The sequence below is a fragment of the Porphyromonas gulae genome (assembly GCF_000765945.1).
Classification (GTDB): Bacteria; Bacteroidota; Bacteroidia; order Bacteroidales; family Porphyromonadaceae; genus Porphyromonas; species Porphyromonas gulae.
The window spans coordinates 102,784-126,878 of record NZ_JRAT01000012.1; the positions used below are offsets into that span (position 1 = coordinate 102,784).

General features: G+C 49.5%; 21 protein-coding genes, 1 pseudogene and 1 riboswitch. Of the genes and pseudogenes, 16 read left to right on the forward strand and 6 right to left on the reverse strand.

The window, feature by feature from the left end; all coding sequences use genetic code 11:
- Positions 1 to 82: 82 nt before the first annotated feature.
- Genes HQ49_RS03950 through rodA form a run of 5 tightly spaced genes read left to right on the forward strand, consistent with a single transcriptional unit; the run spans position 83 to position 5,850 of the window.
- Positions 83 to 1,102, forward strand: coding sequence for a rod shape-determining protein (locus tag HQ49_RS03950; RefSeq protein ID WP_018965535.1), 1,020 nt, complete (start codon positions 83 to 85; stop codon positions 1,100 to 1,102).
- 37 nt (positions 1,103 to 1,139) lie between these two features.
- Complete coding sequence (gene mreC, locus HQ49_RS03955; RefSeq protein ID WP_039418571.1) at positions 1,140 to 2,027, forward strand: rod shape-determining protein MreC; 888 nt, start codon at positions 1,140 to 1,142, stop codon at positions 2,025 to 2,027.
- Positions 2,027 to 2,545 carry a rod shape-determining protein MreD gene (gene mreD / locus HQ49_RS03960; RefSeq protein WP_018965537.1) on the forward strand — a complete coding sequence of 173 codons (519 nt, stop codon included), beginning with the start codon at positions 2,027 to 2,029 and terminating at the stop codon, positions 2,543 to 2,545. Before mreC ends, mreD begins: the two co-directional genes overlap by 1 nt.
- Positions 2,538 to 4,403, forward strand: a complete 1,866-nt coding sequence (gene mrdA / locus HQ49_RS03965) for a penicillin-binding protein 2 (RefSeq protein ID WP_018965538.1) — start codon at positions 2,538 to 2,540, stop codon at positions 4,401 to 4,403. The genes mreD and mrdA overlap by 8 nt, the downstream gene beginning before the upstream one ends.
- Positions 4,393 to 5,850: a rod shape-determining protein RodA gene (gene rodA / locus HQ49_RS03970; protein WP_018965539.1), complete on the forward strand. Its 1,458-nt coding sequence runs from the start codon at positions 4,393 to 4,395 to the stop codon at positions 5,848 to 5,850. The genes mrdA and rodA overlap by 11 nt, the downstream gene beginning before the upstream one ends.
- A 26-nt stretch (positions 5,851 to 5,876) precedes the next feature.
- On the opposite strand, the gene HQ49_RS03975 is transcribed toward rodA, so the two are convergent.
- Positions 5,877 to 7,088 carry a DUF6080 domain-containing protein gene (locus HQ49_RS03975; RefSeq protein WP_039418573.1) on the reverse strand — a complete coding sequence of 404 codons (1,212 nt, stop codon included), beginning with the start codon at positions 7,086 to 7,088 and terminating at the stop codon, positions 5,877 to 5,879.
- Positions 7,089 to 7,456: 368 nt separating this feature from the next.
- On the opposite strand from HQ49_RS03975, the gene HQ49_RS03980 reads away from it, so the two are divergent.
- The 5 genes from HQ49_RS03980 (at position 7,457) to HQ49_RS04000 (ending at position 13,653) form a co-directional block, all read left to right on the forward strand.
- The gene (locus HQ49_RS03980) at positions 7,457 to 7,915 is read left to right on the forward strand and encodes an HU family DNA-binding protein (RefSeq protein ID WP_018965541.1); all 459 of its coding nucleotides are present in this window, start codon (positions 7,457 to 7,459) and stop codon (positions 7,913 to 7,915) included.
- 64 nt (positions 7,916 to 7,979) lie between these two features.
- Positions 7,980 to 8,690 carry a DUF3256 family protein gene (locus tag HQ49_RS03985; RefSeq protein WP_039418575.1) on the forward strand — a complete coding sequence of 237 codons (711 nt, stop codon included), beginning with the start codon at positions 7,980 to 7,982 and terminating at the stop codon, positions 8,688 to 8,690.
- Positions 8,691 to 8,726: 36 nt separating this feature from the next.
- Positions 8,727 to 9,653 (forward strand): hypothetical protein, encoded by a 927-nt coding sequence (locus HQ49_RS03990; RefSeq protein ID WP_018965543.1) that lies wholly within the window; start codon positions 8,727 to 8,729, stop codon positions 9,651 to 9,653.
- Between the two features lie 184 nt (positions 9,654 to 9,837).
- Entirely contained in the window at positions 9,838 to 12,417 is a 2,580-nt protein-coding gene (gene gyrA / locus HQ49_RS03995; RefSeq protein ID WP_039418577.1) for a DNA gyrase subunit A, read from the forward strand.
- 33 nt (positions 12,418 to 12,450) lie between these two features.
- Entirely contained in the window at positions 12,451 to 13,653 is a 1,203-nt protein-coding gene (locus HQ49_RS04000) for a tetratricopeptide repeat protein (RefSeq protein ID WP_018965545.1), read from the forward strand.
- A 96-nt stretch (positions 13,654 to 13,749) separates the two neighbouring features.
- On the opposite strand, the gene HQ49_RS04005 is transcribed toward HQ49_RS04000, so the two are convergent.
- From HQ49_RS04005 to HQ49_RS12610, 5 genes are all read right to left on the reverse strand, one after another.
- Positions 13,750 to 14,175 carry a hypothetical protein gene (locus tag HQ49_RS04005; protein WP_039418578.1) on the reverse strand — a complete coding sequence of 142 codons (426 nt, stop codon included), beginning with the start codon at positions 14,173 to 14,175 and terminating at the stop codon, positions 13,750 to 13,752.
- 3 nt (positions 14,176 to 14,178) lie between these two features.
- Positions 14,179 to 14,592, reverse strand: a complete 414-nt coding sequence (locus HQ49_RS04010; protein ID WP_235290057.1) for a hypothetical protein — start codon at positions 14,590 to 14,592, stop codon at positions 14,179 to 14,181.
- Between the two features lie 5 nt (positions 14,593 to 14,597).
- Positions 14,598 to 15,746: an 8-amino-7-oxononanoate synthase gene (locus HQ49_RS04015; RefSeq protein WP_039418582.1), complete on the reverse strand. Its 1,149-nt coding sequence runs from the start codon at positions 15,744 to 15,746 to the stop codon at positions 14,598 to 14,600.
- Positions 15,747 to 15,944: 198 nt separating this feature from the next.
- Positions 15,945 to 16,898: a D-2-hydroxyacid dehydrogenase gene (locus HQ49_RS04020; protein ID WP_039418583.1), complete on the reverse strand. Its 954-nt coding sequence runs from the start codon at positions 16,896 to 16,898 to the stop codon at positions 15,945 to 15,947.
- A 333-nt stretch (positions 16,899 to 17,231) separates the two neighbouring features.
- Positions 17,232 to 17,297 (reverse strand): hypothetical protein, encoded by a 66-nt coding sequence (locus HQ49_RS12610; protein ID WP_394331897.1) that lies wholly within the window; start codon positions 17,295 to 17,297, stop codon positions 17,232 to 17,234.
- Between the two features lie 16 nt (positions 17,298 to 17,313).
- Here HQ49_RS12610 and HQ49_RS12070 point away from each other — a divergent pair.
- The 6 genes and pseudogenes from HQ49_RS12070 to HQ49_RS04045 form a co-directional block, all read left to right on the forward strand.
- Positions 17,314 to 17,406: pseudogene (locus HQ49_RS12070) on the forward strand (DUF1661 domain-containing protein); the annotation flags it as partial.
- Between the two features lie 348 nt (positions 17,407 to 17,754).
- A riboswitch (cobalamin riboswitch) is annotated at positions 17,755 to 17,957 on the forward strand.
- A gap of 302 nt (positions 17,958 to 18,259) precedes the next feature.
- On the forward strand, positions 18,260 to 19,720 hold the full coding sequence (locus HQ49_RS04025; protein WP_039418584.1) for a 4-hydroxyphenylacetate 3-hydroxylase family protein: 1,461 nt from the start codon (positions 18,260 to 18,262) through the stop codon (positions 19,718 to 19,720).
- A gap of 72 nt (positions 19,721 to 19,792) precedes the next feature.
- On the forward strand, positions 19,793 to 20,077 hold the full coding sequence (locus HQ49_RS04030) for a NifU family protein (RefSeq protein WP_039418585.1): 285 nt from the start codon (positions 19,793 to 19,795) through the stop codon (positions 20,075 to 20,077).
- A 5-nt stretch (positions 20,078 to 20,082) separates the two neighbouring features.
- On the forward strand, positions 20,083 to 21,378 hold the full coding sequence (locus HQ49_RS04035) for an acetyl-CoA hydrolase/transferase family protein (protein ID WP_039418586.1): 1,296 nt from the start codon (positions 20,083 to 20,085) through the stop codon (positions 21,376 to 21,378).
- A gap of 49 nt (positions 21,379 to 21,427) precedes the next feature.
- Positions 21,428 to 22,543 (forward strand): 4-hydroxybutyrate dehydrogenase, encoded by a 1,116-nt coding sequence (locus HQ49_RS04040; protein ID WP_018965553.1) that lies wholly within the window; start codon positions 21,428 to 21,430, stop codon positions 22,541 to 22,543.
- A gap of 196 nt (positions 22,544 to 22,739) precedes the next feature.
- On the forward strand, positions 22,740 to 24,095 hold the full coding sequence (locus tag HQ49_RS04045; protein ID WP_039418587.1) for an aldehyde dehydrogenase family protein: 1,356 nt from the start codon (positions 22,740 to 22,742) through the stop codon (positions 24,093 to 24,095).

A 24,095-nucleotide genomic window follows, 5' to 3' on the forward strand; every position in this document is an offset into this window, starting at 1 on the left:
CCTGTAGCAAAAGAATGGTCGGATATAGCACTCCCGTACCGTCACCAGCACAGGAAATACTTTTCTACAGATACAGAACAAGATGGGATTATTTTCTTTTCGACAGGAATTGGCCATTGACTTAGGTACGGCTAATACGATAATAATCAAAGATGGTAAGGTCGTCTTGGATGAGCCTTCCGTGGTAGCATTCGATCGCCGCACAGATGAAGTGATAGCGGTAGGGACAGCTGCTCGTGAGATGTACGAGAAAGGACACCAGCATATCAGGACGGTACGCCCTTTGCGAGACGGTGTGATAGCCGACTTCAAAGCTGCCGAGCAGATGATAAGCGGTATGATCCGTATGATCGGTAAGAAGCATCGTTGGATCCATCCATCGCTCCGCATGGTGATCGGCATCCCTTCGGGCAGTACGGAAGTCGAGATGCGTGCCGTGCGCGACTCCAGCGAACATGCAGGTGGGCGTGACGTATATATGATATATGAACCTATGGCTGCTGCCGTGGGTATCGGTATAGATGTATTGGCTCCGGAGGGAAATATGATCGTGGATATAGGCGGAGGTACAACGGAGATTGCCGTCATTTCACTCGGCGGTATCGTCATGGACCAGTCCATCCGTGTAGCCGGTGATGAACTGACCAATGATATTATGGACTATATGCGCCGCGAACACAATGTAAAGATCGGGGAGCGTACAGCCGAGCAGATCAAAATCAATGTAGGTGCTGCTTCGGAAGACTTGGCTTCACCGCCTGAGACCTACCTCGTCTGCGGTGCCGACCAGATGGATACCCTGCCGCGGAAGATACCCGTAAGTTATAAGGAGGTGGCACACTGTCTGGAGAAGTCCATCGTGAAGATCGAAGCTGCCATCCTCAAAGCATTGGAGGAAACTCCTCCCGAACTCTATGCCGACATCGTGAGGAACGGTGTATTCCTGACCGGTGGAGGAGCTATGCTGCGCGGCTTGGATAAGCGTCTGACCGATCGTTTCGGTATCACTTTCCAGGTAGCCGATGAACCTCTGTTGGCCGTAGCCAAGGGTACGGGGATTGCACTCAAATATGTGGACACATTCAATTTCCTGATCCGATAGAGATAATCCGAAAAACCTTCTTCCTGCATGCTCTAACATGCGTAAGCTCATTGAGTTTATAGTACGTCATCGGCATTGGCTACTGTTTCTTTTTCTGGAGACAGTAGCCTTTGTCGTACTCTTTAACGACAGCATCTACCATCGGGCACAAGGAATGGCGATAGCCAATGCCCTGACGGGGCGTATCAATAGCCTGACGGGCGAAGTGCGCAGTTATATGAATCTGCGCGAGAAAAACCGCATGCTTCTCGATGCCAATGCACGATTGGAGTTGGAGTATATTTCGCTCAAGAGAGCCGTTGATGCTGCGATAGCCGATTCTGTACACCCCCTGCTTTTTCGGCCGGATTCCCTCAATCCCCAACCGGTGGAGATGGACTACCTGAGAGCACAGGTGGTCAATGCCTCCTATAACAGGGTGGAGAATTTCATGACGATAGATAAGGGACGAGCCGATGGTGTACTGCCGGAGATGGGGGTCGTGTCAGCTACGGGGGTAGTCGGTGCCGTAACGGCTGCTTCAGACCATTATGCTATTGTGATCCCGATCATCAACCCGAAGTTCAAACTCAGTTGCCGACTCAAGGGAAGCGAATACGTAGGTTCCATTTTATGGGAGAAGCCCGGGAGCAATGTAGCCCAGCTGACTGATCTGCCCCGTCATGTGCAGCTAGCACAGGGCGATACGGTAGTAACGAGCGGGTATTCGTCCATCTTCCCTGCCAACCTGATGGTCGGGCGTGTAGGCAAGATAAAGGGCAAGGATACGCCTTTGGCCGAGAGGAACTCGTTCAGTGCCGTGCCGGTGATCCTGTCTGCCGACTTCGGCAGGCTGACGGATGTGTATGTGATCCTGAATAAGATCGACATAGAGAGACAGAAACTGGAGGAGGAAAACGACATACCCAAAACGGAGGCTTACTGATGATTCGCGAGATAAGGTTTTTCTCGGCAGCCGTGCTGCTCGTTCTGCTACAGGTATGGGTGTTCAACTACATATTTCTGTTCAAAGTAGCCACCCCTTTCGTCTATATATATGCTCTGATGCTGCTGCCGCTGAACATGTCGGTTTCCGCTCTTCTGTGGCGAGCATTCATAATAGGTATGCTCCTTGATATTCTTAGCGGAGTACCCGGGCTGCATGCCGCATCATTGACGGCTACGGCTTTCGCCCGCAACGGACTGGCACGTCCTTTCTTGGACAAGGATTCGGACTTGGGGTATCCACCGTCGGCACGGAATCTGAAAGTCGGTGTATATGTGTTCGTGCTGGAGCTTACCGTCATACATCATCTGCTCCTTTTCATTCTGGATTCGTGGAGCCTGCTGAGTGTGCCGTATATGCTGCTTCGTACAGGGGCAAGCATCCTGCTCACTTATTTGCTATTGCTTATTATGAATTCGCTTTTTGGCAAGAGACTCAAAATGCCAGAAAATGAGTAAACGGCGGAAAGATCCCAACGAAAAACATCGTTTCCTACTGGTGATAACCACGATCTGTGTGGTGTTCATTTATGCGATACGCCTGTTCTATCTGCAGATCCTGAGTCCGAACTATAAGGCTCGCGCGGATAGCAATGCTTTCTATCAGAAGCCTGTATATCCTTCGCGAGGGGTGATATACGACCGCAACGGAGAGCTGCTCGTTTATAACGAACCGGCCTACGACCTCGTAGCCGTGACGAAAGAGGTGGGCGAATTCGATACCCTTGCTCTGTGTCAGACCTTGAATGTGGAGCCGGAGTATGTGCACAAGCGTTTTCAGGACATAAGGGATCGTCGTATCAATCCCGGCTACTCGCCTTATGTGCCCCAACTCCTGCTGGCTCAACTGAACCCTCGCGAAGCAGGACGTTTTCAGGAGCAGTTGTTCAAATTCCCGGGCTTTTCCATTCGTCCCCGTGCCATCCGTCAATATAAGTATCATGGAGCCGCACATGTGCTGGGCTATCTATCCGAAGCGAACACGCGCGACTTGGAGCGTGACAGCTCGCTCATTGCCGGCGACTATGTGGGCAGAAGCGGTGTAGAGCGTCAGTACGAGAAAACGCTTCGAGGAGAAAAAGGGATAGAAGTCCTGCTTCGTGACGCTCGCGGTCGTATCAAAGGACACTATTCCGATGGCAAATACGATTCGCCGGCCATCCCCGGGCGCGATCTGACCCTCTCGATCGACAGCAAGCTACAGACGCTGGGCGAACAGCTGATGCAGGGGAAACGTGGGGCTATAGTGATGATCGAGCCGGAGACGGGGGAAGTACTCTGTCTCGTCTCTTCACCCTCTTACGACCCCTCGCTTCTTGCCGGTAAGGACAGGGGGAAAAATCATTTGGAGATGGAGCATGACCGGAACAAGCCCCTGTATGCCCGAGCCATTCAGGCCACCTATCCCCCGGGATCCACCTTCAAGCCGGCACAAGGGGCTATCTTCCTGCAGGAAGGGGTGATCAGGCCTACGGATGCCTTTAGCTGTTATCATGGCTTCCCTCCCTTGAACAACAGGCCGGCCTGTCATAGCCACGGCTCTCCACTCAGTCTGGTGCCGGCACTGGCTACCAGCTGCAATGCTTTCTTCTGCTGGGGGCTTCGTGCCATGCTGGACAGCAGGCGATTCTATCCTTCCGTTCAGGAGGCATTCGAGCATTGGAAGAACAGAATCGTCGGACTGGGGTTCGGCTACAGGCTTGGACTGGATCTGCCCGGGGAGAGGCGAGGCTATATCCCCAACAGCAAGGTGTACGACAAGGCTTATAGGGGGCGATGGAATTCCTCCACCATTATTTCCATCTCGATCGGTCAGGGTGAAATCTTGGCCACTCCGCTCCAAATAGCCAATCTGGGTGCCATCATTGCCAACAGAGGACGCTATCGCCGTCCGCATGTGGTGAAAGCCATTCAGGGGATCCCTCTCGATACGGCTTATACGAACTGGCAGAACAGCGGCATCAGTGCGGCGAATATGGAGTATATAGTAGAGGGAATGGCAAGAGCCGTAACGGGCGGAACCTGCCATGCGGCCAACTTCGCCCCAGGGGAAATAGAGGTATGCGGCAAGACGGGTACGGCCGAGAATCCTCATGGTAAAGACCATTCGGCTTTCCTTGGCTTTGCCCCTCGCAATAATCCGAAGGTGGTCGTATCCGTCTATGTAGAGAACGGCGGCTTCGGGGCCATGTACGGAGTTCCCATTGGACGGGTAATGATGGAGTATTATCTCCGCGAGGGCAATCTGTCTCCGGAGGGCGAAGCCGTAGCCACGAAGATGTCCAACACTGCAATTCACTACAGCAATGTCTTTTAAGAGAGACCGAGGCAATTATAAGGAACGGATCGATTGGTTTACCATCATTCTGTATCTGCTGCTCGTCGTGGCCGGTTGGTTTGCCGTCTGCGGAGCCAGCTACGACTTCGACATATCCCATCTTTTCGCCATGGGCGGTCGTCCGATGATGCAGCTCCTGTGGATCGGTCTCGCGGTGGTGATAGGCTTTATGGTTCTGCTCATGGAGACGGATATTTTCGAGTCGCTGGCTCCCGTCTTCTATGCCGCCATGCTGGGGCTTTTGGCTCTGACCATACTGATAGCACCGGATATAAAAGGCTCGCATTCGTGGCTGGTGATAGGGCCGTTGCGACTCCAACCGGCCGAATTTGCCAAGGTGACCACAGCCCTCTTCCTGGCGTGGAAGCTGAATCAGAACGACTTCGTCCTGCGAGGGATGAAAGCCTATGCCTACACTTTTGCCATTATCCTCATCCCCGTACTGCTTATCCTGATGCAGAACGAAACGGGGTCTGCCCTCGTCTATATAGCTTTTTTCCTTGCCCTCTATCGTGAGGGAATGTCCGGCGTATTCATCGGTATTGCCTTCTGTGCCGTCCTCTTTTTCGTCACGGCTTTGAAGCTGCAGGGCGATGTATGGTGGGGACATACGGATGCCGCCGAATGGTCTGTGGTCTCGATGGCTTTTGTGATAGGAGTCTTCCTCGTGCGGATCTATACCAAGGAGCGAGGACGCTTCTATGCCGTGGCGGCAGGGCTTACTGCTGCCACCTATGTCGTAGCCATAGTGCTGTCGTACTTCGTGTCGGTGGATTTTGTCCTCGTGGCATACGGCCTTTTGGCTGCATTGGTCGTATGGGCTTTGGCAATGGCCATCAAGCGGTATGTGCTGTCGTATGCGCTGATAGCCGTTTTCGCCCTGGGTTCGGTGGGCTACTTCTATTCGGTGGACTATGTGTTCAACAAAGTGATGCAGCCCCACCAGCAGATGCGTATCAGGGTTGCCTTGGGAATAGAGGACGATTTGCGGGGAGGAGGATACAATGTAGACCAGTCCAAGATCGCGATCGGCTCGGGCGGATTTATGGGCAAGGGGTTCCTGAAAGGGACGCAGACCAAACTGAAATATGTGCCCGAGCAGGATACCGACTTTATCTTTTGTACCGTGGGCGAGGAGCAGGGCTTCTTAGGATCCGTGTTGCTGCTGATCGGCTATGCCACGCTGATCATACGGATCGTTGTACTGGCGGAGCGTCAGACCAAAGTCTTCTCGCGAGTCTATGGCCATAGTGTGGCGGCCATATTGCTCTTCCACCTCTCTATCAATGTCGGGATGGTGATCGGCCTCGTGCCCGTTATCGGTATTCCCCTTCCCTTTTTCAGCTATGGGGGGTCTTCTCTTTGGGGCTTTACCCTGCTGATCTTCATCTTTCTCCGGCTCGATGCCGACCGGGACTGCCGGTAGGAGGAGCCTAACCTCTTCGGTCGCCGTCAGAGATGCAGGCGCAGCAGAATGACCGAGAGGTTGTGTACTGTCTGCACGGCCGCAAGCAGGAAGACCGCCATATCCATCGGGCGGCAGGCTTTCCGAGGGATCGACCGGTAAATCCATCCCAACAACATAGGCCAGAGAAAGACCCAATGTCCTCCGAATATCACCGCTTCATTCATCCCGTATCCTCCGATCACATTGACCCCTACATCCACCGATAGATACAGGAGCAGCAGCCAAACGAGCTTTTCCCTCCACTTCAGCAGGGGGGCGGCGACAACCGTCGTGAGGAAAAGCAGCGGCACGATATAGGACCAAGGCCGGCGATAGGGTGTAGGGCGCAGGGTGGTCTCTTCGTATCGGCGTGCCGGGGCCAGATCGCTGATCAGGAGCGGATGGCCGAAGTATTCGGCTACCGATTCGTCGGCTCCCTGCCGAAAGTCGAACATGCGGATGGCCAGCGCACGCGGATCGTTCTCGGGTTGTCCCTGTTGGGCCGCCCGATAGGTGAAGAGCAGGCCGACCAGCAGGACGCAGAGCGAGAATGCTCCTGCCAAGGCCGCTCCCTTCCTGATTCGCGAGCCTATCGTCCCTTTTTCCAAAAGGAAAGCCAAGGCCGGTTTGGCCACGTTGGTCAGGGTGATTCCTCCCAGTAGAAAGGCAAACCAACGAATGGTGCCTCCGCCGAAGCTCCCACGCATCTTGTACCGAACTGACAGTACGGTGATGGAAAGGGGAAGGAGGAAGAACGAGATCGGATAGCTCTCGATGGTGAATGGCAGGGTAAGGGCTGTGAAGCTACCGGCCAAGAGGAGGGTGACGAGCAGGCTCCTCGTTCGTCCCTGATCCGCCACACGGCGGAGATAGGCGTAGGTGGCCGTTACGCCTGCTGCCGTGCACAACGTCATCAAGGCCAGACAAATGCCGAGGGCGAAGCTCTCTCCTCCGATCGTGACGAATCCGAACCGATTGAGGGCATAGAAGAGGTTCAGGAAGGGATGGCTTACGTCGAAGACACCTCCTGCCGTTTCGAAGCGATAGTAGTTGTCATAGCCCAGATAGGCTCCGATGAGTCCGTCGTGCGGCGTCAGCAGTCCGGTAGATGCTATGTACGTTGTCAGTGCTCCGTAGAGCAGGCTGAGTATGCAGCATAGAATGGCTTCCTCTCGGTACCGACCGAACAATCTTCCGATAGCTCCCTTTCGTATCATTTCAGGCGTTTCAATACTTTGTGTTGCAAATGTAGATATTATATAATGATAAGAGGATACTATGGTCTCATACGAGAGAATATTATGGTCTCCTATGAGAGGATACTATGGTCTCATATGAGAGGATACTATGGTCTCATACGAGAGGATACTATGGTCTCCTATGAGAGGATACTATGGTCTCATATGAGAGGATACTATAGTCTCATGTGAGAGGATACTATGGTCTCCTATAAGAGGATACTATGGTCTCATATGAGGGGATACTATTCTTTTATGGAAGATCCTATTTATAATGCCTATATTTGGAGCCTGATGAGCCGGTCGGGAGGCTCTTAGGAAGTTTTCACGGAAGTAAGACAGAACAAATGATACAGTACACAGTGAAGGAACGCCGAATGAAAGTCGGCAAGCATGCAGGCAAAACGATGTATTATGCCGAAGCTCAGAAATCGAAGGTAATCGACTTTGAAGAGGTAATTCGGGACGTTGCCGAGATGAGTTCGCTCACGACCGGCGATGTGCGCAATGCCGTGGATCGACTGGCCTATTACCTCAGGCGCGAGTTGGCCGAAGGCAATACCGTCAGGCTCGGACAGATCGGGACGTTTCGGCTTTATGCCCCCGGGCGGTTTATGGAGCATCCCGAGGATGTCAATGCCACGACGATCAAGGGTGCGAAGATCCAGTTCATACAGAACAGGCATCTGCGCGAAGCTTCCTCTTCGATCAGGATAGCGGTGGACAATCCCTATCTGACCAAGAAGAAAGATCTTACCACCGGCGGTACGGAGTCTGCCGAGGGCGATGCTTCCGCAGGCTTGTAGTCCTTGGGGCCGATTCGGGTGCTATTTGGTGCTTTTTGTGTGCCCGATTATCTTTGCAAGCATAATGAAGAAGGAATTTATCAGTCGGACAGCCAAGTCGCTGAGTCTGGCTCTCGCCATTTTTTCGGGATGCATATTCGGTAGTGTGCTGCCTGCAAGGTCGCAGGAGATAGTGGCGAGCGAACTGGAGCGTTGCTTCTTGGCCATGCCCGAATCCGTCCTGCCGATCGTAACCATGGAGGAGCGGAACGATTTGTGCCGAAGGGCAGGCCATCTCACCGGCTTTACCCATACGGCATCTCTGGAGTCTTCTCTGGGAGGTACCGTTACGTTCTTCCTCAATCGGAACTTTATCAGGATTCAGACCAGTACCGTCGGAGAAGTATTTATGCGCGTCCTACCCTTTTCGGACAGCAGCTCCGTCATCTGCGTGGTCACCACGGTCTCGCGTCCCGTGGCGGATAGCCGGATCGATTTCTACACCACCGAATGGAAGCCGCTCGAGGCCGACCGCTTCTGGCAGCAACCTCGGATAGACGACTTTTTCCTCCCCGATACGGACAGGCAGTCGTATGCCTATCAGGCCATACATGCAAGTCTCAGTCCGTCCTACATGCAGGTGTCGCTCTCGGAAGAGTCGGACACCCTGTCGGTCCGTCAGACCGTGACAGAGACCTTGGCAGAGGAGGAGAAACCGCTTGCGGCAATTTTTCTTTCACCCGAACCGTTAGTCTACCGTTGGCAGTCCGGACGATTCGTTCGGCAGGTTCGATAAAGCAATACATATTATTAAGGTAATAGCAAGGAAACGATGGAAGTATCGAAGAAGAGGCTCGTCCTGATGGGGGCTGCCGTACTCGTTCTTATTGTATCCATGGGGTTTTTCTTCAACTGGCGTGTGGCTCGCGAACGTGCTGCCCTGGAACAGGATCGTGAGAACTTTGCCAAGCTCGAAAAGGAGGCCATGCAGGACGAACTGGATCGTATATCCGAGGACTATACGCAGCAGTACAATAAGCTCTCCGGCTCTGCGGGAGAAATGAATATCCAATTGGCCAACGATTCCCTTCTGGCTCAGCTCTCCGCCGAGCGTGCCCGCGTCAATCGTTTGCAGGACGAATTGAAAACCGTCAAGACGACCAATGCACGCCGCATAAACGAGCTGAGAGGAGAGGTCAAGACCCTTCGTGCCATACTGAAGTCGTATGTCGTGCAGATCGACTCCCTCAATGCAGCCAATGCCCGCCTCCGAACGGAGAATCAGGAGGTGAAGCGCAACCTCTCCGAGGCCGTGGGCGAGGCCAGTCGTCTGAAAGTGGAGAAAGCCGAGCTGACCGGGAAGGTGGAGCTGGCATCGAAACTGGAGGCTACCGGCATATCGGTGGCTCTGCTCGACAAGAAAGGCCGTTCGACCAAGAAGGTGACGAAGATCAAGAACATTCAGATGAGCTTCATCATTCCCAAGAACATTACGGCTCCCGTCGGAGAGAAAGCCATCTACGCCCGTATCCTCACACCCAGTGACGACGTGCTCCAAAAATCCTCTGCCGACGTTTTCGCCTTCGAGGGCAAGCAGATCAGCTACTCCTGTCGCAAACAAATAGAATACACCGGAGAGCAGACCGATGTGATCCTCTACTGGAATGTGGGAGAAACCCTGATGCCCGGAGCTTATCGGGTCGATTTCTTTGCCGATGGGCATCTGATCGGACGCAAAGGCTTCAGCTTGGGCGAGTAAGTTTTTTGATTGCGAACGTATTCCCTTTGCCCGAAAATAGTAATTTAGTGCCTTGTTTGGACGGGACTTGTATCCCATTTGCCAACGGGAAACAATTAGGAAACAGGAATAATATAATGGTGGAAATATCCGCCTTCGGTTAATTGACCGGCCCGGCACTTTCACCATAGCATAATATAAGAAAATGACTGATCGAGAAGACAGAATTATTAACATCAGCATCGAGGAGGAAATGAAGACCGCCTACATCGACTATTCGATGTCGGTGATCGTCTCCAGAGCTTTGCCTGATGTCCGCGACGGATTCAAGCCGGTTCATCGCCGTGTGCTCTATGCCATGAACGAAACCGGCAATGTGTACACCAATCCTACTCGCAAATGCGCCAATGCCGTCGGCGAAGTGCTGGGACACTATCACCCGCATGGCGACTCTTCCGTTTATATGGCCTTGGTGCGTATGGCACAGCCGTGGAGCCTGCGCTATCCGTTGGTGGACGGTCAGGGCAACTTCGGTTCGGTGGATGGCGATTCGCCTGCTGCCATGCGTTATACCGAGTCGCGCCTCAGCCGGATTGCCGGTGAGATGCTTCAGGACATAGATAAGGAAACGGTAGACTTCCAGAACAATTTCGATGATACACGTCAGGAGCCTACGGTTCTGCCCACACGCATCCCCAATCTCCTCATCAACGGTGCTTCCGGTATTGCTGTCGGTATGGCTACCAACATGCCTCCCCACAATTTGTCCGAAGCCATTGACGGATGTGTGGCGTATATAGAAGCGGATGGCGACATAGACGTGGAGGGCTTGATGCAGTATGTCAAGGCTCCGGATTTCCCCACAGGAGGATTCATATACGGTTATTCCGGAGTGAAGGAAGCCTTCGAGACGGGACGAGGCCGTGTCGTTATCAGAAGTCGTGCCGAGATCGAGCAGCACAATAACCACGAGAGGATCATCATCACGGAGATTCCCTATTTGGTCAATAAGGCCGAGCTTGTCTCCAACATTGCACAGCTGATCAACGAGAAGCGTCTGGATGGTATTTCCAATATATCGGACGAGTCGAACCGTAAGGGAATGCGGATCGTCGTAGAGATCAAGCGCGATGCCAATGCTTCGGTCGTGCTCAATAAGCTCTACAAGATGACGGCCTTGCAAAGCTCTTTCAGCGTAAACAATATCGCCTTGGTCAAGGGACGTCCCCGCCTCCTCAATCTGAAAGATCTCATTGGAGAGTTCGTGGATCATCGTCAGGAGGTAGTGACGCGCCGTTGTCGTTTCGAATTGCGTAAGGCACGGGAGCGCGCTCATATCCTCGAAGGCTTGCTTATAGCCGTAGACAATATCGACGAAGTTATCTCTATCATCCGCTCCTCCAAAGATGCTGCAGAGGCAATGAGTCGCTTGATAGAGCGTTTCAACTTGTCGGATATTCAGGCACGTTCCATCGTCGATATGCGCCTGCGTGCCCTGACAGGACTGGAGCGCGACAAGCTGCGTGCAGAGTTCGAAGAGATCATGGCCTCCATCAATCATTTGGAGGCTCTTTTGGCTGATAGAGCATTGCTGATGGAGCTGGTCAAAAGCGAGCTGTTGGAGATAAAAGAGAAATATGGCGATACTCGCAAGAGCGAGATCATATATGCTTCGGAAGAATTCAACCCCGAAGATTTCTATGCCGACGATGATATGATCATCACCCTTTCGCACATGGGCTACATCAAGCGTACCCCTCTGAGCGAATTCAGAACGCAAGCTCGTGGCGGAGTCGGAGCCAAGGGATCGGATACTCGCGAAGAGGATTTCGTGGAGTATATCTACTCGGCCTCCATGCACGCCACCATTATGCTGTTCACGGCCAAAGGGCGCTGCTATTGGCTGAAGGTGTATGAGATCCCCGAAGGTGCCAAGAATGCCAAAGGACGAGCTATTCAGAATCTCCTTAATATCGATCCCGACGATAAGGTCAATGCCTTTATCCGTATCAAGAACCTGACGACGGACAAGGAGTTTGTCAATAGTCACTATCTCCTCTTCTGTACCAAGAAAGGAATCATCAAAAAGACATTGCTCGAAGCCTTCTCCCGTCCACGTGCCAATGGCGTGATCGCTATCGACCTGCGAGACAACGACGGCTTGGTAAGTGTCCGATTGACCAATGGTAAATGCGACATGGTTATTGCCAATCGCGGTGGACGTGCCATTCGTTTCCATGAATCCGTGGTTCGTCCCTCGGGTCGTACAGCCATGGGAGTGAAGGGAATGACGCTCGACGATGACGGTCAGGACGAAGTGGTAGGAATGATCTCTATCAAGCATCCGGAAGAAGAAACCATCTTGGTAGTAAGCGAGAAGGGATACGGCAAGCGTTCGAATATAGACGACTACCGTATTACCAATCGCGGTGGTAAAGGGGTGAAGACACTGAATATCACCGAAAAGACCGGAAAGCTGGTTGATATTCGTGCCGTTACCGATGCCAACGACCTTATGATCATCAATAAGAGCGGTGTCGCCATTCGGGTGAAAGTGGCCGATCTGAGTATTATCGGCCGAGCTACACAAGGTGTCAAGCTCATCGATCTGTCCAAGCGTGGAGACGAGATCGCTTCCGTTTGCAGTGTAGTCTCCGAGGAAGAAGAGAACAAGGCGGAAGAGCATGCCGATCATACCCACGAAGTTTTGCCGCAAGACGACTCTTCCGCATCTGTAGAAAATGGTGATGTCAGTGATCTGACTGATACTAACGAACCAGAATAATTTTAGACGTTTAACTATTAACGCACAATCAGTATGAACAAGAAAAGTTTATTGGCAGCTGTCCTGTTTGCAGCAGTTATGCCGGTTTCCTTTGCCCAGAAAGCCAATGTGAAAGGAGCAGAAAGCCTTTCCGGTGGTTCCAAACCGAACTTTGCCGAAGCTCGTACGCTGATCGGTGAAGCTATGAAGAACCCCGAAACGATGAACGATGCCAAGACTTGGTTTGTGGCCGGTCAGGTGGAAGAGAGACTCTTTACATCAGAGAATCTCAAGCAAACTGTCAATCAGGAGCCGGATCGTGCTGCAATGAACGATGCTTTGCTGCGCGTTTTGCCGTTTTACTTGAAAGCCGATCAGCTGGACAATACACCGGACGAAAAAGGTAAGGTAAAGCCCAAGTTCACCAAGAAGATCATGGAATCTCTCAAAGGGAATCATCTCTACTATATCAATGCCGGTGGTTATTACATGGAGAAGAAAGACTTTAAGAAAGCTCTTGAAGCTTTCGATCAGTTCATGCAAATCAAGGAACTGCCCATGTTTGCCGCTGTTCCTGAAATCTCTGCACAGGATTCCAACTCTATGATGGTAGGATTCTTTTCGGCTATCTGTGCCTATCAGGCCAACGACTTGGACAAAACGCTCGAAATCTGCAATAAGATCAAGGATGTTCCCTATCGTCAGAATGATGTATACCAGCTGATCGCCACAGTATATCAGGACAAAAAAGATACAGAGGGTTATATCCGCATGCTCGAAGAAGGTGTACAGAAGTTCCCGAAGGAAGCGTATTATCTGCTTAACCTCATCAACAAATACATCGAAACGGGTCGTACGGCAGAGGCTATTTCTTCATTGGAAAGAGCTATCGCAGATGATCCTCAGAACGTACAGCTTTATGACGTGATGGCCAAGTTGTATGAGAATACGCAAGACTATGACAAAGCCGAGGAGTGGCTGAAGAAAGGTTTGGCTCTCGATCCGAACAATGCTTCCGTATGCTACGATTTGGGTCGCGTGTATTACAATCGAGCTGCCGATTTGAAGGGTGCCGATCAGGTAAATGCCGAGACAGAAGCCAAGGCCAAGGAATACTTGCAGAAGGCATTGCCCTTGCTTGAAAAGGCTTATTCGATCAATCCGGACGAATCATGGTATGTACTGCGTAATGTGTACTACAACTTGAAGATGAACGATAAGTACAAAGAACTGACAGAGCGTCACGAAGGAAAATAATTCACAATTCCCCTTTCAAACTTCAACTCATAAAAAAGCCGTGTCACACCTGAGGACACGGCTTTTTTATATCCTTTCAGAGGAAGAAGGGGAAAGTTACTTGCTTCCGTTAGCAGCAATGGCCGTATTGAGAGCGGAGCAAAAAGCATCAGCCTCTTGGAATGCAATGAATGAAACCCCTGTATTAGTCTTGAGCTCTACATTGTACTTACTGTTTCGGCCGAGTTCGGCACTCAAGTAATCCGATAGAGGTCGCCCTTTTGTCGTGTAGAATCCATATGCAATAACCTTGCGCAGTGTTTTCGTCTCTTCATCGATAAGGTAGGCTTCCGGCTGCAACCCCATAAAGATCGAGTATAATAAGAAGTATGTACCCAAGTAATAAACAGACAGGCTGGCAAGAGAGAAAATCCACAGGATAAGTGTAATGACCGTTACAACGATGTAAAATATCGAGATCCAAAATCTGGCTCCTCGCTTTTCGGAGAACCCTCGCACGTAGAATTTTTTCCGGTTTGTCATTTTTCAGTCTTGTCTATTGTTTTCGATGGCCTTGTTCATTTCCTCACAGAAAGCCTCCGGCTGGTAAAGCTCGACAAAAGTATGAGTTTTCTTGGTGAGTAGTTTTACTTTTCGTGTGTGGGTGTCATCGCATTCGGCTCGGACATACTCCGTCAGAGGTCTTCCTCCGGTGAGTATTCGTCCAAAGCCGACTATCCAACGCAGTCGCCCGTTTTCTTCATCAATGACTACTGCCACCGGCATACAAGCCCACAGGAGGAATGCAGGAATGTAAAAAGCAAATGCAGGTATCACGGGTTCTTCGTTGCGGATATAGGACGCTATGAGTGAAGCCACAAATAGCAAACCATAGAACAGGAGCACCCAATATGCCCATCCTTTGCGCCCTGCTATGCCATAGAGCGGAAATCTTTTCATATTCATCAGGGAAGAATATCAATCAGTTTATGAATACTTGCTGTGTCGAGTGCTGCCGTCAGTGAGAAGCGCAGGCGAGCCGTATGGAGCGGTACGGTCGGATGTCGTATCGGGAGAACGAAGAAACCATTGTCCTGAAGATGTTCGGCTAATGCAATGCAAGGAGTATTTTCGCCTACCATATAGGGAATGATATGGCTCGATGATGGCATTTCTATGCCTTTTGCCTTGATAGCATTACGCAAAAGCGTAGCAGATTCCTCCAGCCGCTTTCTCTCCATCACAAATTCAGGTAGCCGACGGAATACCAGTTCAGTCCATGCTATCGTAGCAGGTGGTAAAGCTGTGGAGAATATAAGCGAACGACTTCGATTGATCAGGTATTCTCGTACGGCATGGTCACACACTATATAGGCACCCATCGAAGCTAAAGCTTTTCCGAAAGTACCCACCAGATAGTCTATTTTCTCGATGGCGGCAGTCTCTTCTGCCAGGCCTAAACCGGTCTTCCCCCTTACTCCTATGGCATGAGCTTCGTCCACGTATAATTCGACAGTCGGGTAGAGCTCTTTGAGACGAACCAAGGAAGGAAGGTCGGCCAAATCACCGTCCATGCTGTAAATGCTTTCCACTGCTACGATGATCCGGCTGTATAGATTCTTGTTCTTGTGGAGGATCCGCTCCAAATGCTCCAAATCATTGTGCCGAAATCGCTCGAAAGGAGTTCCACAGAGTCGGATGCCGTCTATGATACTGGCATGAACCAATCTGTCTGCTACGATCAAGGTGCGTCCGTCCACAATGGCAGGTAGAACACCTGTGTTAAGGTGGTAGCCACTGTTGAATATCAAAGAAGACTCGCGTCCGAATCGTTCTGCTATCATCCTCTCCAATCTGTCGTATATCGTACTATTGCCCGTGAGCAGACGGGAGGAACAGCTACCCGGAAGTCGCTCCTCTCCGGAGATAGAGGCATAAAACTCATCTATCAGATCTTCCCGGGCAGTCAGTCCGAGATAATCATTCGAGGAGAGGTTGAGCATTCGTCTTTCATTCTCAATGAGGTAGCTGCCATCGTGTGTCACGTTCCGGAGCTGCCTGAGATTCCCGCTTTCTTCCAGCTCTCGCAGTTCTGCCTTATATCTTTCGTTCATTCAGGTTTTTTGATTGTCTGTTCCGAGTTCTTTGAGTACTGTATCGGAACGATTATGCTGTGAGGAGATAATAAGATACAAATATAAACAAACGGGAAAGACCCGATTCATAGATTTATCGAGGATAAATCAGCCGGAAGCAAATTTTTCGAAAGGTATTGTTCGGAAAGTAATCGCATTGATGGATCCTGCTAACTCTTAAACGACATTGACAGGATGACCGGAAATGAAAGCCCTAAGATTCTCCATGATTGTCCGAGAAAGGCGCAATCGCGCTGCATCCGTATTCCAACCCATATGTGGCGTGATGTGACAATTACGTGCCTTGAGCAAAGGGTGATCCATACGCGGAGGTTCTTCCGCAAGGACATCCAATCCTGCAGCATAGAGCCGTCCTTCATTTAGGACAGAGGCTAATGCTTCTTCATCGATCAGACCTCCTCGGGACATATTCAGCAGGATAGCTGTCGGCTTCATCAGTGCGAGCCGATCAGCCGATACTATCTTTTGGGTTTGCTCTGTGAGTGGGCAATGCAGACTCAGCACATCAGCCCGCGAGAAAAGCTCCTCCATACTATCGGCCTTTTCTATATAAGAGGGTAACTCCATTGGGGATTTGGACGTATGTACCAATATCTTCATGCCGAATCCATGTGCCATTTCCGCTACACGCGTACCTATTGCCCCAAGTCCCACGATAGCCATCGTCAGCCCGTTCAGTTCTATCTGATAAGTATCGCGAGCAATTTGCTCGTAATCGTTCTGCCAGCAACCATCTTTCACCTGTCGGGATAGTCCTCCGATCGGCATGGCTATGTGCAGCAGATGCGAGATTGCCATCTGGGCTACTGATTCTGTGCTATAGCGAGGGATGTTCGTTATGGTGATACCACGCCGGCGAGCAGCATCCATATCTATAAGATTAAGGCCTGTAATCATCAGTCCGATGCAACGTAGGTGGGGCATCCTTTCCATGTCGGTCGCAGTTACAGGTGTCTTGTTGGTCAGCAGTATTTCAGCATCGGCAGCACGCAGAGCCAAATCCTCCGGACGGGTGTATTCGTAAAACACGCATTCGCCCATTTCTTCGATACCGCTCCAATCCAAATCTCCGGGTAGGGCTGCATAGCTGTCTGCTATCACTATCTTCATCGGTATATCCTTTTAAGAATGAAACAGCATAGTGCTTTCGGTTGTTTGTGCTATCTAATATATAATGCCCGGTGTGTAGTAGAGTAAGTCCTATTCCAAAAGAGAAAATTTGTCGCCCATTACAAAACTGAATATTAGATTGCACATTTTGCACATTCCTGTGTCAAGTGCTTACGGGGGAGACAATATTCATCGTTATCTCAATGTCAAATTCACGCTGAAATACCTTATAGAGGACTTTTCCAACCTTATTATTGTCGGCATTTTTCATGACGATCGCGTATCTCCAGTCTTGTATTCACAAGTGACTGAAAAAATTCACATTAAGCATTTTCACGCGCTTTTCATACAAATTTCTATTTCCTCGCTCTGAAAAACGTGGCGCGTAAACTTTTTCACTACGGCGCGGGAAGTAAAAATTTTACGCGCCGGAACGAAAAAAATCTCGCGCCACTATTGCAGGAAACACAGACCGGAATTGGAGCATTTTCGGTTCGTATTGCCATGAGCGCATAATGTAGAGATTGATTTTTGAGATTAGGAAAAGGCTAACCAAGAACATTCAACGACAAGAAAACCCCAAAACGCCCCCACTTTTACTCCGTCCAAATCAAAACACAAGCAGCAGCATACAAGGAAAGAAAGCAAACATACTCGTAGTTCACAGTGAAGGTCAAGCTCTAAGCATTACCCCCTTCTTTCCGAACAGGTTCCATTCCACAAATAATCTCTTCCCAACCTGTAACTTGGCCTAAAACAGGAAGAAAAACAGACCCTTACGGTGTGCATGAAAGAGACCCTCCATGAAATCCATATTTTTTTCTTCAATTTTCCGCACAAGTATAGATATAATGAATATCTTTGCCGTGTCAATGGTTTTCTAGGCCGGTCTTTCTGGTCTAGGATGAAAAGGGAATCCAGTGAAAATCTGGAGCTGTGCCCTCAGCTGTAAGTTCAGATATAAGGGTTTTGCGATGGGAAAGCCACTATACAAGATCGTATGGGAAGGCAGCAAAACCTTGAATAAGTCAGAAGACCTGCCATTGCAAGCGTTCTCTTTGGATCTCAGGGATTAGAGATAAAGAAGGGTCTGTGTTACATTTGATTGTTGTATTCACGTGAATTGTCGAAGGATATTGATTCTTTTCGACTTTTTTCGTGTTTTTTCGGCATATCAAAGTCTATTCAAGCACCGGACGTATCCTCTTTTAACCGCTCTATCACCTGTAAACCACCAAAAGAACCCAAGCTCATGGCTATACAAGGAATCCAAAACTTTTCCTCGAGGAGCCTGAAACGCATTAGAATCGACTAAAACAGAAATAAAGCGAAAGTTTTATCACTTAAAGAGCAAAGAAACTATGATGACTAGCGAACAGTACGTAGAAAGTCTTCGGAAACTTAATCTGAAGGTCTATTTCATGGGTGAAAAGATCGATAATCCTGTAGATCACCCCATGATTCGTCCCTCAATGAATTCAGTAGCTATGACTTATAAGCTTGCTGAGATGGACGAATACAAGCATTTAATGACAGCAACTTCAAACTTGACTGGTAAGCAGGTGAATCGTTTCTGCCATCTACATCAGAACACAGAGGATCTGAAAAACAAAGTGAAAATGCAGCGTCTCTTGGGGCAAAAGACAGCGTCATGCTTCCAGCGCTGCGTAGGAATGGATGCTTTCAATGCCATCTATTCTACTACTTATGAAATGGACCAAGCTCTTGGCACCACTTATCACAAGCGTTTCATCGAGTACATGAAATATGTACAAGACAACGACTTGGTTGTAGACGGAGCCATGACAGACCCCAAAGGGGATCGCGGTCTATCGCCCTCGGAACAAGCCGATCCGGATCTTTATCTGCACATTGTTGAAGTTCGTGAAGATGGGATCGTCGTTTCGGGTGCAAAAGCACACCAGACCGGAGCAGTCAATTCGCACGAGCACCTCATTATGCCGACGATTGCTATGCGTGAAGCTGATGCTGATTATGCCGTTTCTTTTGCCGTTCCCAGTGATGCAGAAGGCGTTATCATGATCTACGGTCGCCAGTCATGTGACACTCGTAAAATGGAAGAAGGAGCCGACATCGACCTCGGTAACCCTGAATTCGGTGGTCACGAAGCTCTTGTTGTATTCGACCGCGTATTCGTACCCAACGACCGCGTATTCATGTGCAAAGAATACCAGTTTGCAGGTATGATGGTAGAACGTTTCGCAGGATACCACCGTCAGTCTTATGGAGGATGTAAAGTAGGTGTTGGTGACGTACTTATCGGTGCAGCCGCTCTTGCAGCTGACTACAACGGAGTACCCAAGGCATCTCACATTAAGGATAAACTCATTGAGATGATCCACCTGAATGAAACCCTGTATGCTTGCGGTATCGCATGCTCTTCAGAAGGAACTCAAATGAAAGCCGGCAACTATATGATCGATTTGTTGCTAGCCAATGTTTGTAAGCAAAATATCACCCGTCTTCCTTACGAAATAGCTCGTCTGGCAGAGGATATTGCAGGAGGTTTGATGGTAACCATGCCTTCCGAACAAGACTTCCGCCATCCGGAAATAGGCCCGATCGTAAAGAAATATCTTGCAGGTGCAACGGGCAAATCGACAGAAAACCGCATGCGTGTTCTGCGTTTGATTGAGAATATCACGTTGGGAACAGCTGCCGTCGGTTATCGAACCGAGTCTATGCACGGAGCCGGATCACCTCAGGCTCAGAGGATTATGATCGCTCGTCAGGGAGACCTCGAGGGCAAGAAAAAACTTGCACGAGCAATTGCTCATATCGACGAATCACTCGACAAGTAATCGGCTCTCGTTCACTTATCTGTTTGATGTATTTAGAAGACGGATTATAACGCAGCCGTGAAACCGGATACAATGACAGAAGAAATAGTCGAACTCGTACTGCGCGAGCGGATCAGTCCGCTACTGCGCAGTCACGGGGGCGACTTATCTTTATCTCAAATCAAGGACAATACCGTTTTCATACGGTTTTCCGGAGCATGCCGATTCTGTCCGGCAGCAAATGAGACAGTAGAAAAAATCGTTCAAGCCATGATACGCGAATACTTCAAGGATGACAACATCGTTGTCATTCTCGAAAATAGTGTCAGCGATGATTTGCTGGAACAAGCCAAGAATATTTTGAGAAAACCCAAATAGCTTTTATGAAAGACGTATTGGCGGAATATGCCTCCCGAATTGTTTCGGCCGAAGAAGCCGTTAAACATATTAAAAATGGAGAACGGGTAGCTTTGTCACATGCTGCCGGAGTTCCTCAGAGTTGTGTAAATGCACTGGTACAACAAGCCGACCATTTCCGGAATGTCGAGATTTATCATATGCTTTGTCTCGGCGAAGGGAAATACATGGCACCTGAAATGGCACCTCATTTCCGCCACATAACCAATTTTGTGGGTGGCAACTCTCGTAAGGCAGTAGAGGAAAACCGAGCCGACTTCATTCCGGCATTCTTTTATGAAGTGCCATCGATGATTCGCAAAGACATCCTCCACATAGATGTCGCCATCGTTCAGCTTTCCATGCCTGACGAGAATGGTTACTGCAGCTTCGGAGTATCCTGCGATTATACCAAACCGGCAGCAGAAAGCGCTCATTTAGTTATTGGGGAAATCAATCGCCAAATGCCATACGTACACGGCGACAACTTGATTCACATATCGAAGTTGGATTACATCGTGATGGCAGACTACCCTATCTATCCTCTTGCAAAGCCGAAAATCGGAGAAGTGGAAGAAGCTATCGGACGTAATTGCGCCAAGCTCATTGAAGATGGTGCTACACTCCAACTCGGTATCGGCGCGATTCCTGATGCAGCTCTGTTATTCCTCAAGGACAAAAAAGATCTGGGAATCCATACCGAGATGTTCTCGGACGGTGTTGTCGAATTGGTACGCAGTGGAGTAATCACAGGGAAGAAAAAGACACTCCACCCCGGAAAGATGGTCGCAACCTTCTTAATGGGAAGTGAAGATGTGTATCATTTCATCGACAAGAATCCCGACGTAGAACTTTATCCCGTAGATTACGTCAACGACCCCCGAGTAATTGCCCAAAACGACAATATGGTTAGTATCAATAGCTGTATTGAAATCGATCTTATGGGACAAGTCGTGTCCGAATGCATAGGAAGCAAGCAATTCAGCGGAACGGGAGGTCAAGTAGACTATGTTCGTGGAGCAGCATGGTCTAAAAACGGGAAAAGCATCATGGCAATTCCCTCAACGGCCAAAAACGGTACCGCTTCTCGAATTGTACCACTGATTACTGAGGGTGCTGCGGTAACCACTCTCCGTAATGAAGTCGATTATGTTGTAACCGAATACGGTATAGCACAACTCAAAGGACGGAGTTTGCGCCAGCGAGCAGAAGCTCTTATCTCCGTGGCTCATCCGGACTTCAGGGAAGAGCTGATGGAACATTTCCACAAACGTTTCGGATAAGACGAGAGGAAAAAGCTTAGGATTATTACAAAAACTCAATAATACTATTATGCAACTTTTCAAACTCAAGAGTGTAACACATCACTTTGACACTTTTGCAGAATTTGCCAAGGAATTCAACCTTGGAGAACGCGACTTGGTAATTACCAACGAGTTCATCTATGAACCGTATATGAAGGCATGCCAGCTCCCCTGCCATTTCGTTATGCAGGAGAAATACGGGCAAGGCGAGCCTTCTGACGAAATGATGAACAACATCTTGGCAGACATCCGTGATATCCAGTTCGACCGTGTAATCGGTATCGGAGGGGGTACGGTTATTGACATCTCTAAACTTTTCGTTCTGAAAGGATTAAATGATGTACTCGATGCATTCGACCGCAAAATACCTCTTATCAAAGAGAAAGAACTGATCATTGTACCCACGACATGCGGAACAGGTAGCGAGGTGACGAACATTTCTATCGCAGAAATCAAAAGCCGTCACACCAAAATGGGATTGGCAGACGATGCCATTGTTGCAGACCATGCCATTATCATACCTGAACTACTGAAGAGCTTGCCTTTCCACTTCTATGCATGCAGTGCAATCGATGCTCTTATCCATGCCATCGAGTCATATGTATCTCCTAAAGCCGGTCCATATTCACGCCTTTTCAGTGAGGCTGCTTGGGATATTATCTTGGAAGTATTCAAGAAAATCGCCGAACACGGCCCTGAATACCGCTTCGAAAAGCTGGGAGAAATGATCATGGCCAGCAACTATGCTGGTGTAGCCTTCGGAAATGCAGGAGTAGGAGCCGTCCACGCACTATCCTACCCGTTGGGAGGCAACTATCACGTACCGCATGGAGAAGCTAACTATCAGTTCTTCACGGAAGTATTCAAAGTATACCAAAAGAAGAATCCTTTCGGCCATATAGTCGAACTCAACTGGAAGCTCTCCAAGATATTGAACTGCCAGCCCGAATACGTGTATCCGAAGTTGGACGAACTTCTCGGATGCCTTCTTTCCAAGAAACCTTTGCGCGAATACGGCATGAAGGATGAAGAGGTAAGAGGCTTTGCCGAATCAGTGCTTCAGACACAGCAAAGATTGCTCGCCAACAACTATGTAGAGCTTACTGTAGACGAGATCGAAGGTATCTACAGAAGACTCTACTAAACACATAAAGGTTCTTTTTTCGAATAAAGACAAAAACCGAGAAAAAGCCGCAAATCGAGGGTGATAGCAAGACCGGCCGATACAGGTCTGCTATCACCCCAAAATCTGCCTGAAGCCAAAAGATATACGGCTATTATATTCTTGGCCAAGGGCTACAGAAGACTAATCAAAAACCACATCAATAAAAATTTTTCCAATGGAAATCAAAGAAATGGTGAGCCTTGCCCGCAAGGCTCAGAAGGAGTATCAAGCTACTCATAACCAAGAAGCAGTTGACAATATTTGCCGAGCTGCAGCAAAAGTTATCTATGAAAATGCAGCTATTCTGGCTCGCGAAGCAGTAGACGAAACCGGTATGGGCGTTTACGAACACAAAGTAGCCAAGAATCAAGGCAAGTCCAAAGGTGTTTGGTACAACCTCCACAATAAAAAATCGGTTGGTATCCTCAATATAGACGAGCGTACCGGAATGATCGAAATCGCAAAGCCTATCGGAGTTGTAGGAGCCGTAACGCCGACGACCAACCCGATCGTTACCCCGATGAGTAACATCATCTTTGCTCTCAAAACTTGCAATGCCATCATTATTGCTCCCCACCCCAGATCTAAAAAATGCTCTGCACACGCAGTTCGTCTGATCAAAGAAGCTATCGCTCCGTTCAACGTACCGGAAGGCATGGTTCAGATCATCGAAGAACCCAGCATCGAGAAGACGCAGGAACTCATGGGTGCCGTAGACGTAGTAGTTGCTACGGGTGGTATGGGCATGGTAAAGTCCGCATATTCTTCAGGAAAGCCTTCTTTCGGCGTTGGAGCCGGTAACGTCCAGGTGATCGTGGATAGCAACATCGATTTCGAAGTTGCTGCAGAAAAAATCATCACCGGTCGTGCTTTCGACAACGGTATCATCTGCTCAGGCGAACAGAGCATCATCTACAACGAAGCGGACAAGGAAGCTGTTTTCACCGCATTCCGCAACCACGGTGCATATTTCTGTGACGAAGCCGAAGGAGATCGAGTTCGTACGGCTATCTTCGAAAATGGATCCATCGCGAAAGATGTAGTAGGTCAGAGCGTTGCCTTCATTGCCAAGAAAGCAAACATCAATATCCCCGAGGGTACCCGTATTCTCGTCGTTGAAGCTCGCGGTGTAGGAGCAGAAGACGTTATCTGTAAGGAAAAGATGTGTCCCGTAATGTGTGCTCTCAGCTACAAGCACTTCGAAGAAGGTGTAGAAATCGCACGTACGAACCTCGCCAACGAAGGTAACGGCCACACCTGCGCTATCCACTCCAACAATCAGGCACACATCATCCTCGCAGGATCGGAGCTGACGGTATCTCGTATCGTAGTAAATGCTCCGAGTGCCACTACAGCAGGTGGTCACATCCAAAACGGTCTTGCCGTAACCAATACGCTCGGATGCGGATCATGGGGTAACAACTCTATCTCTGAGAACTTCACCTACAAGCACCTTCTCAACATTTCACGCATCGCACCGTTGAATTCAAGCATTCATATCCCCGATGACAAAGAAATCTGGGAACTCTAA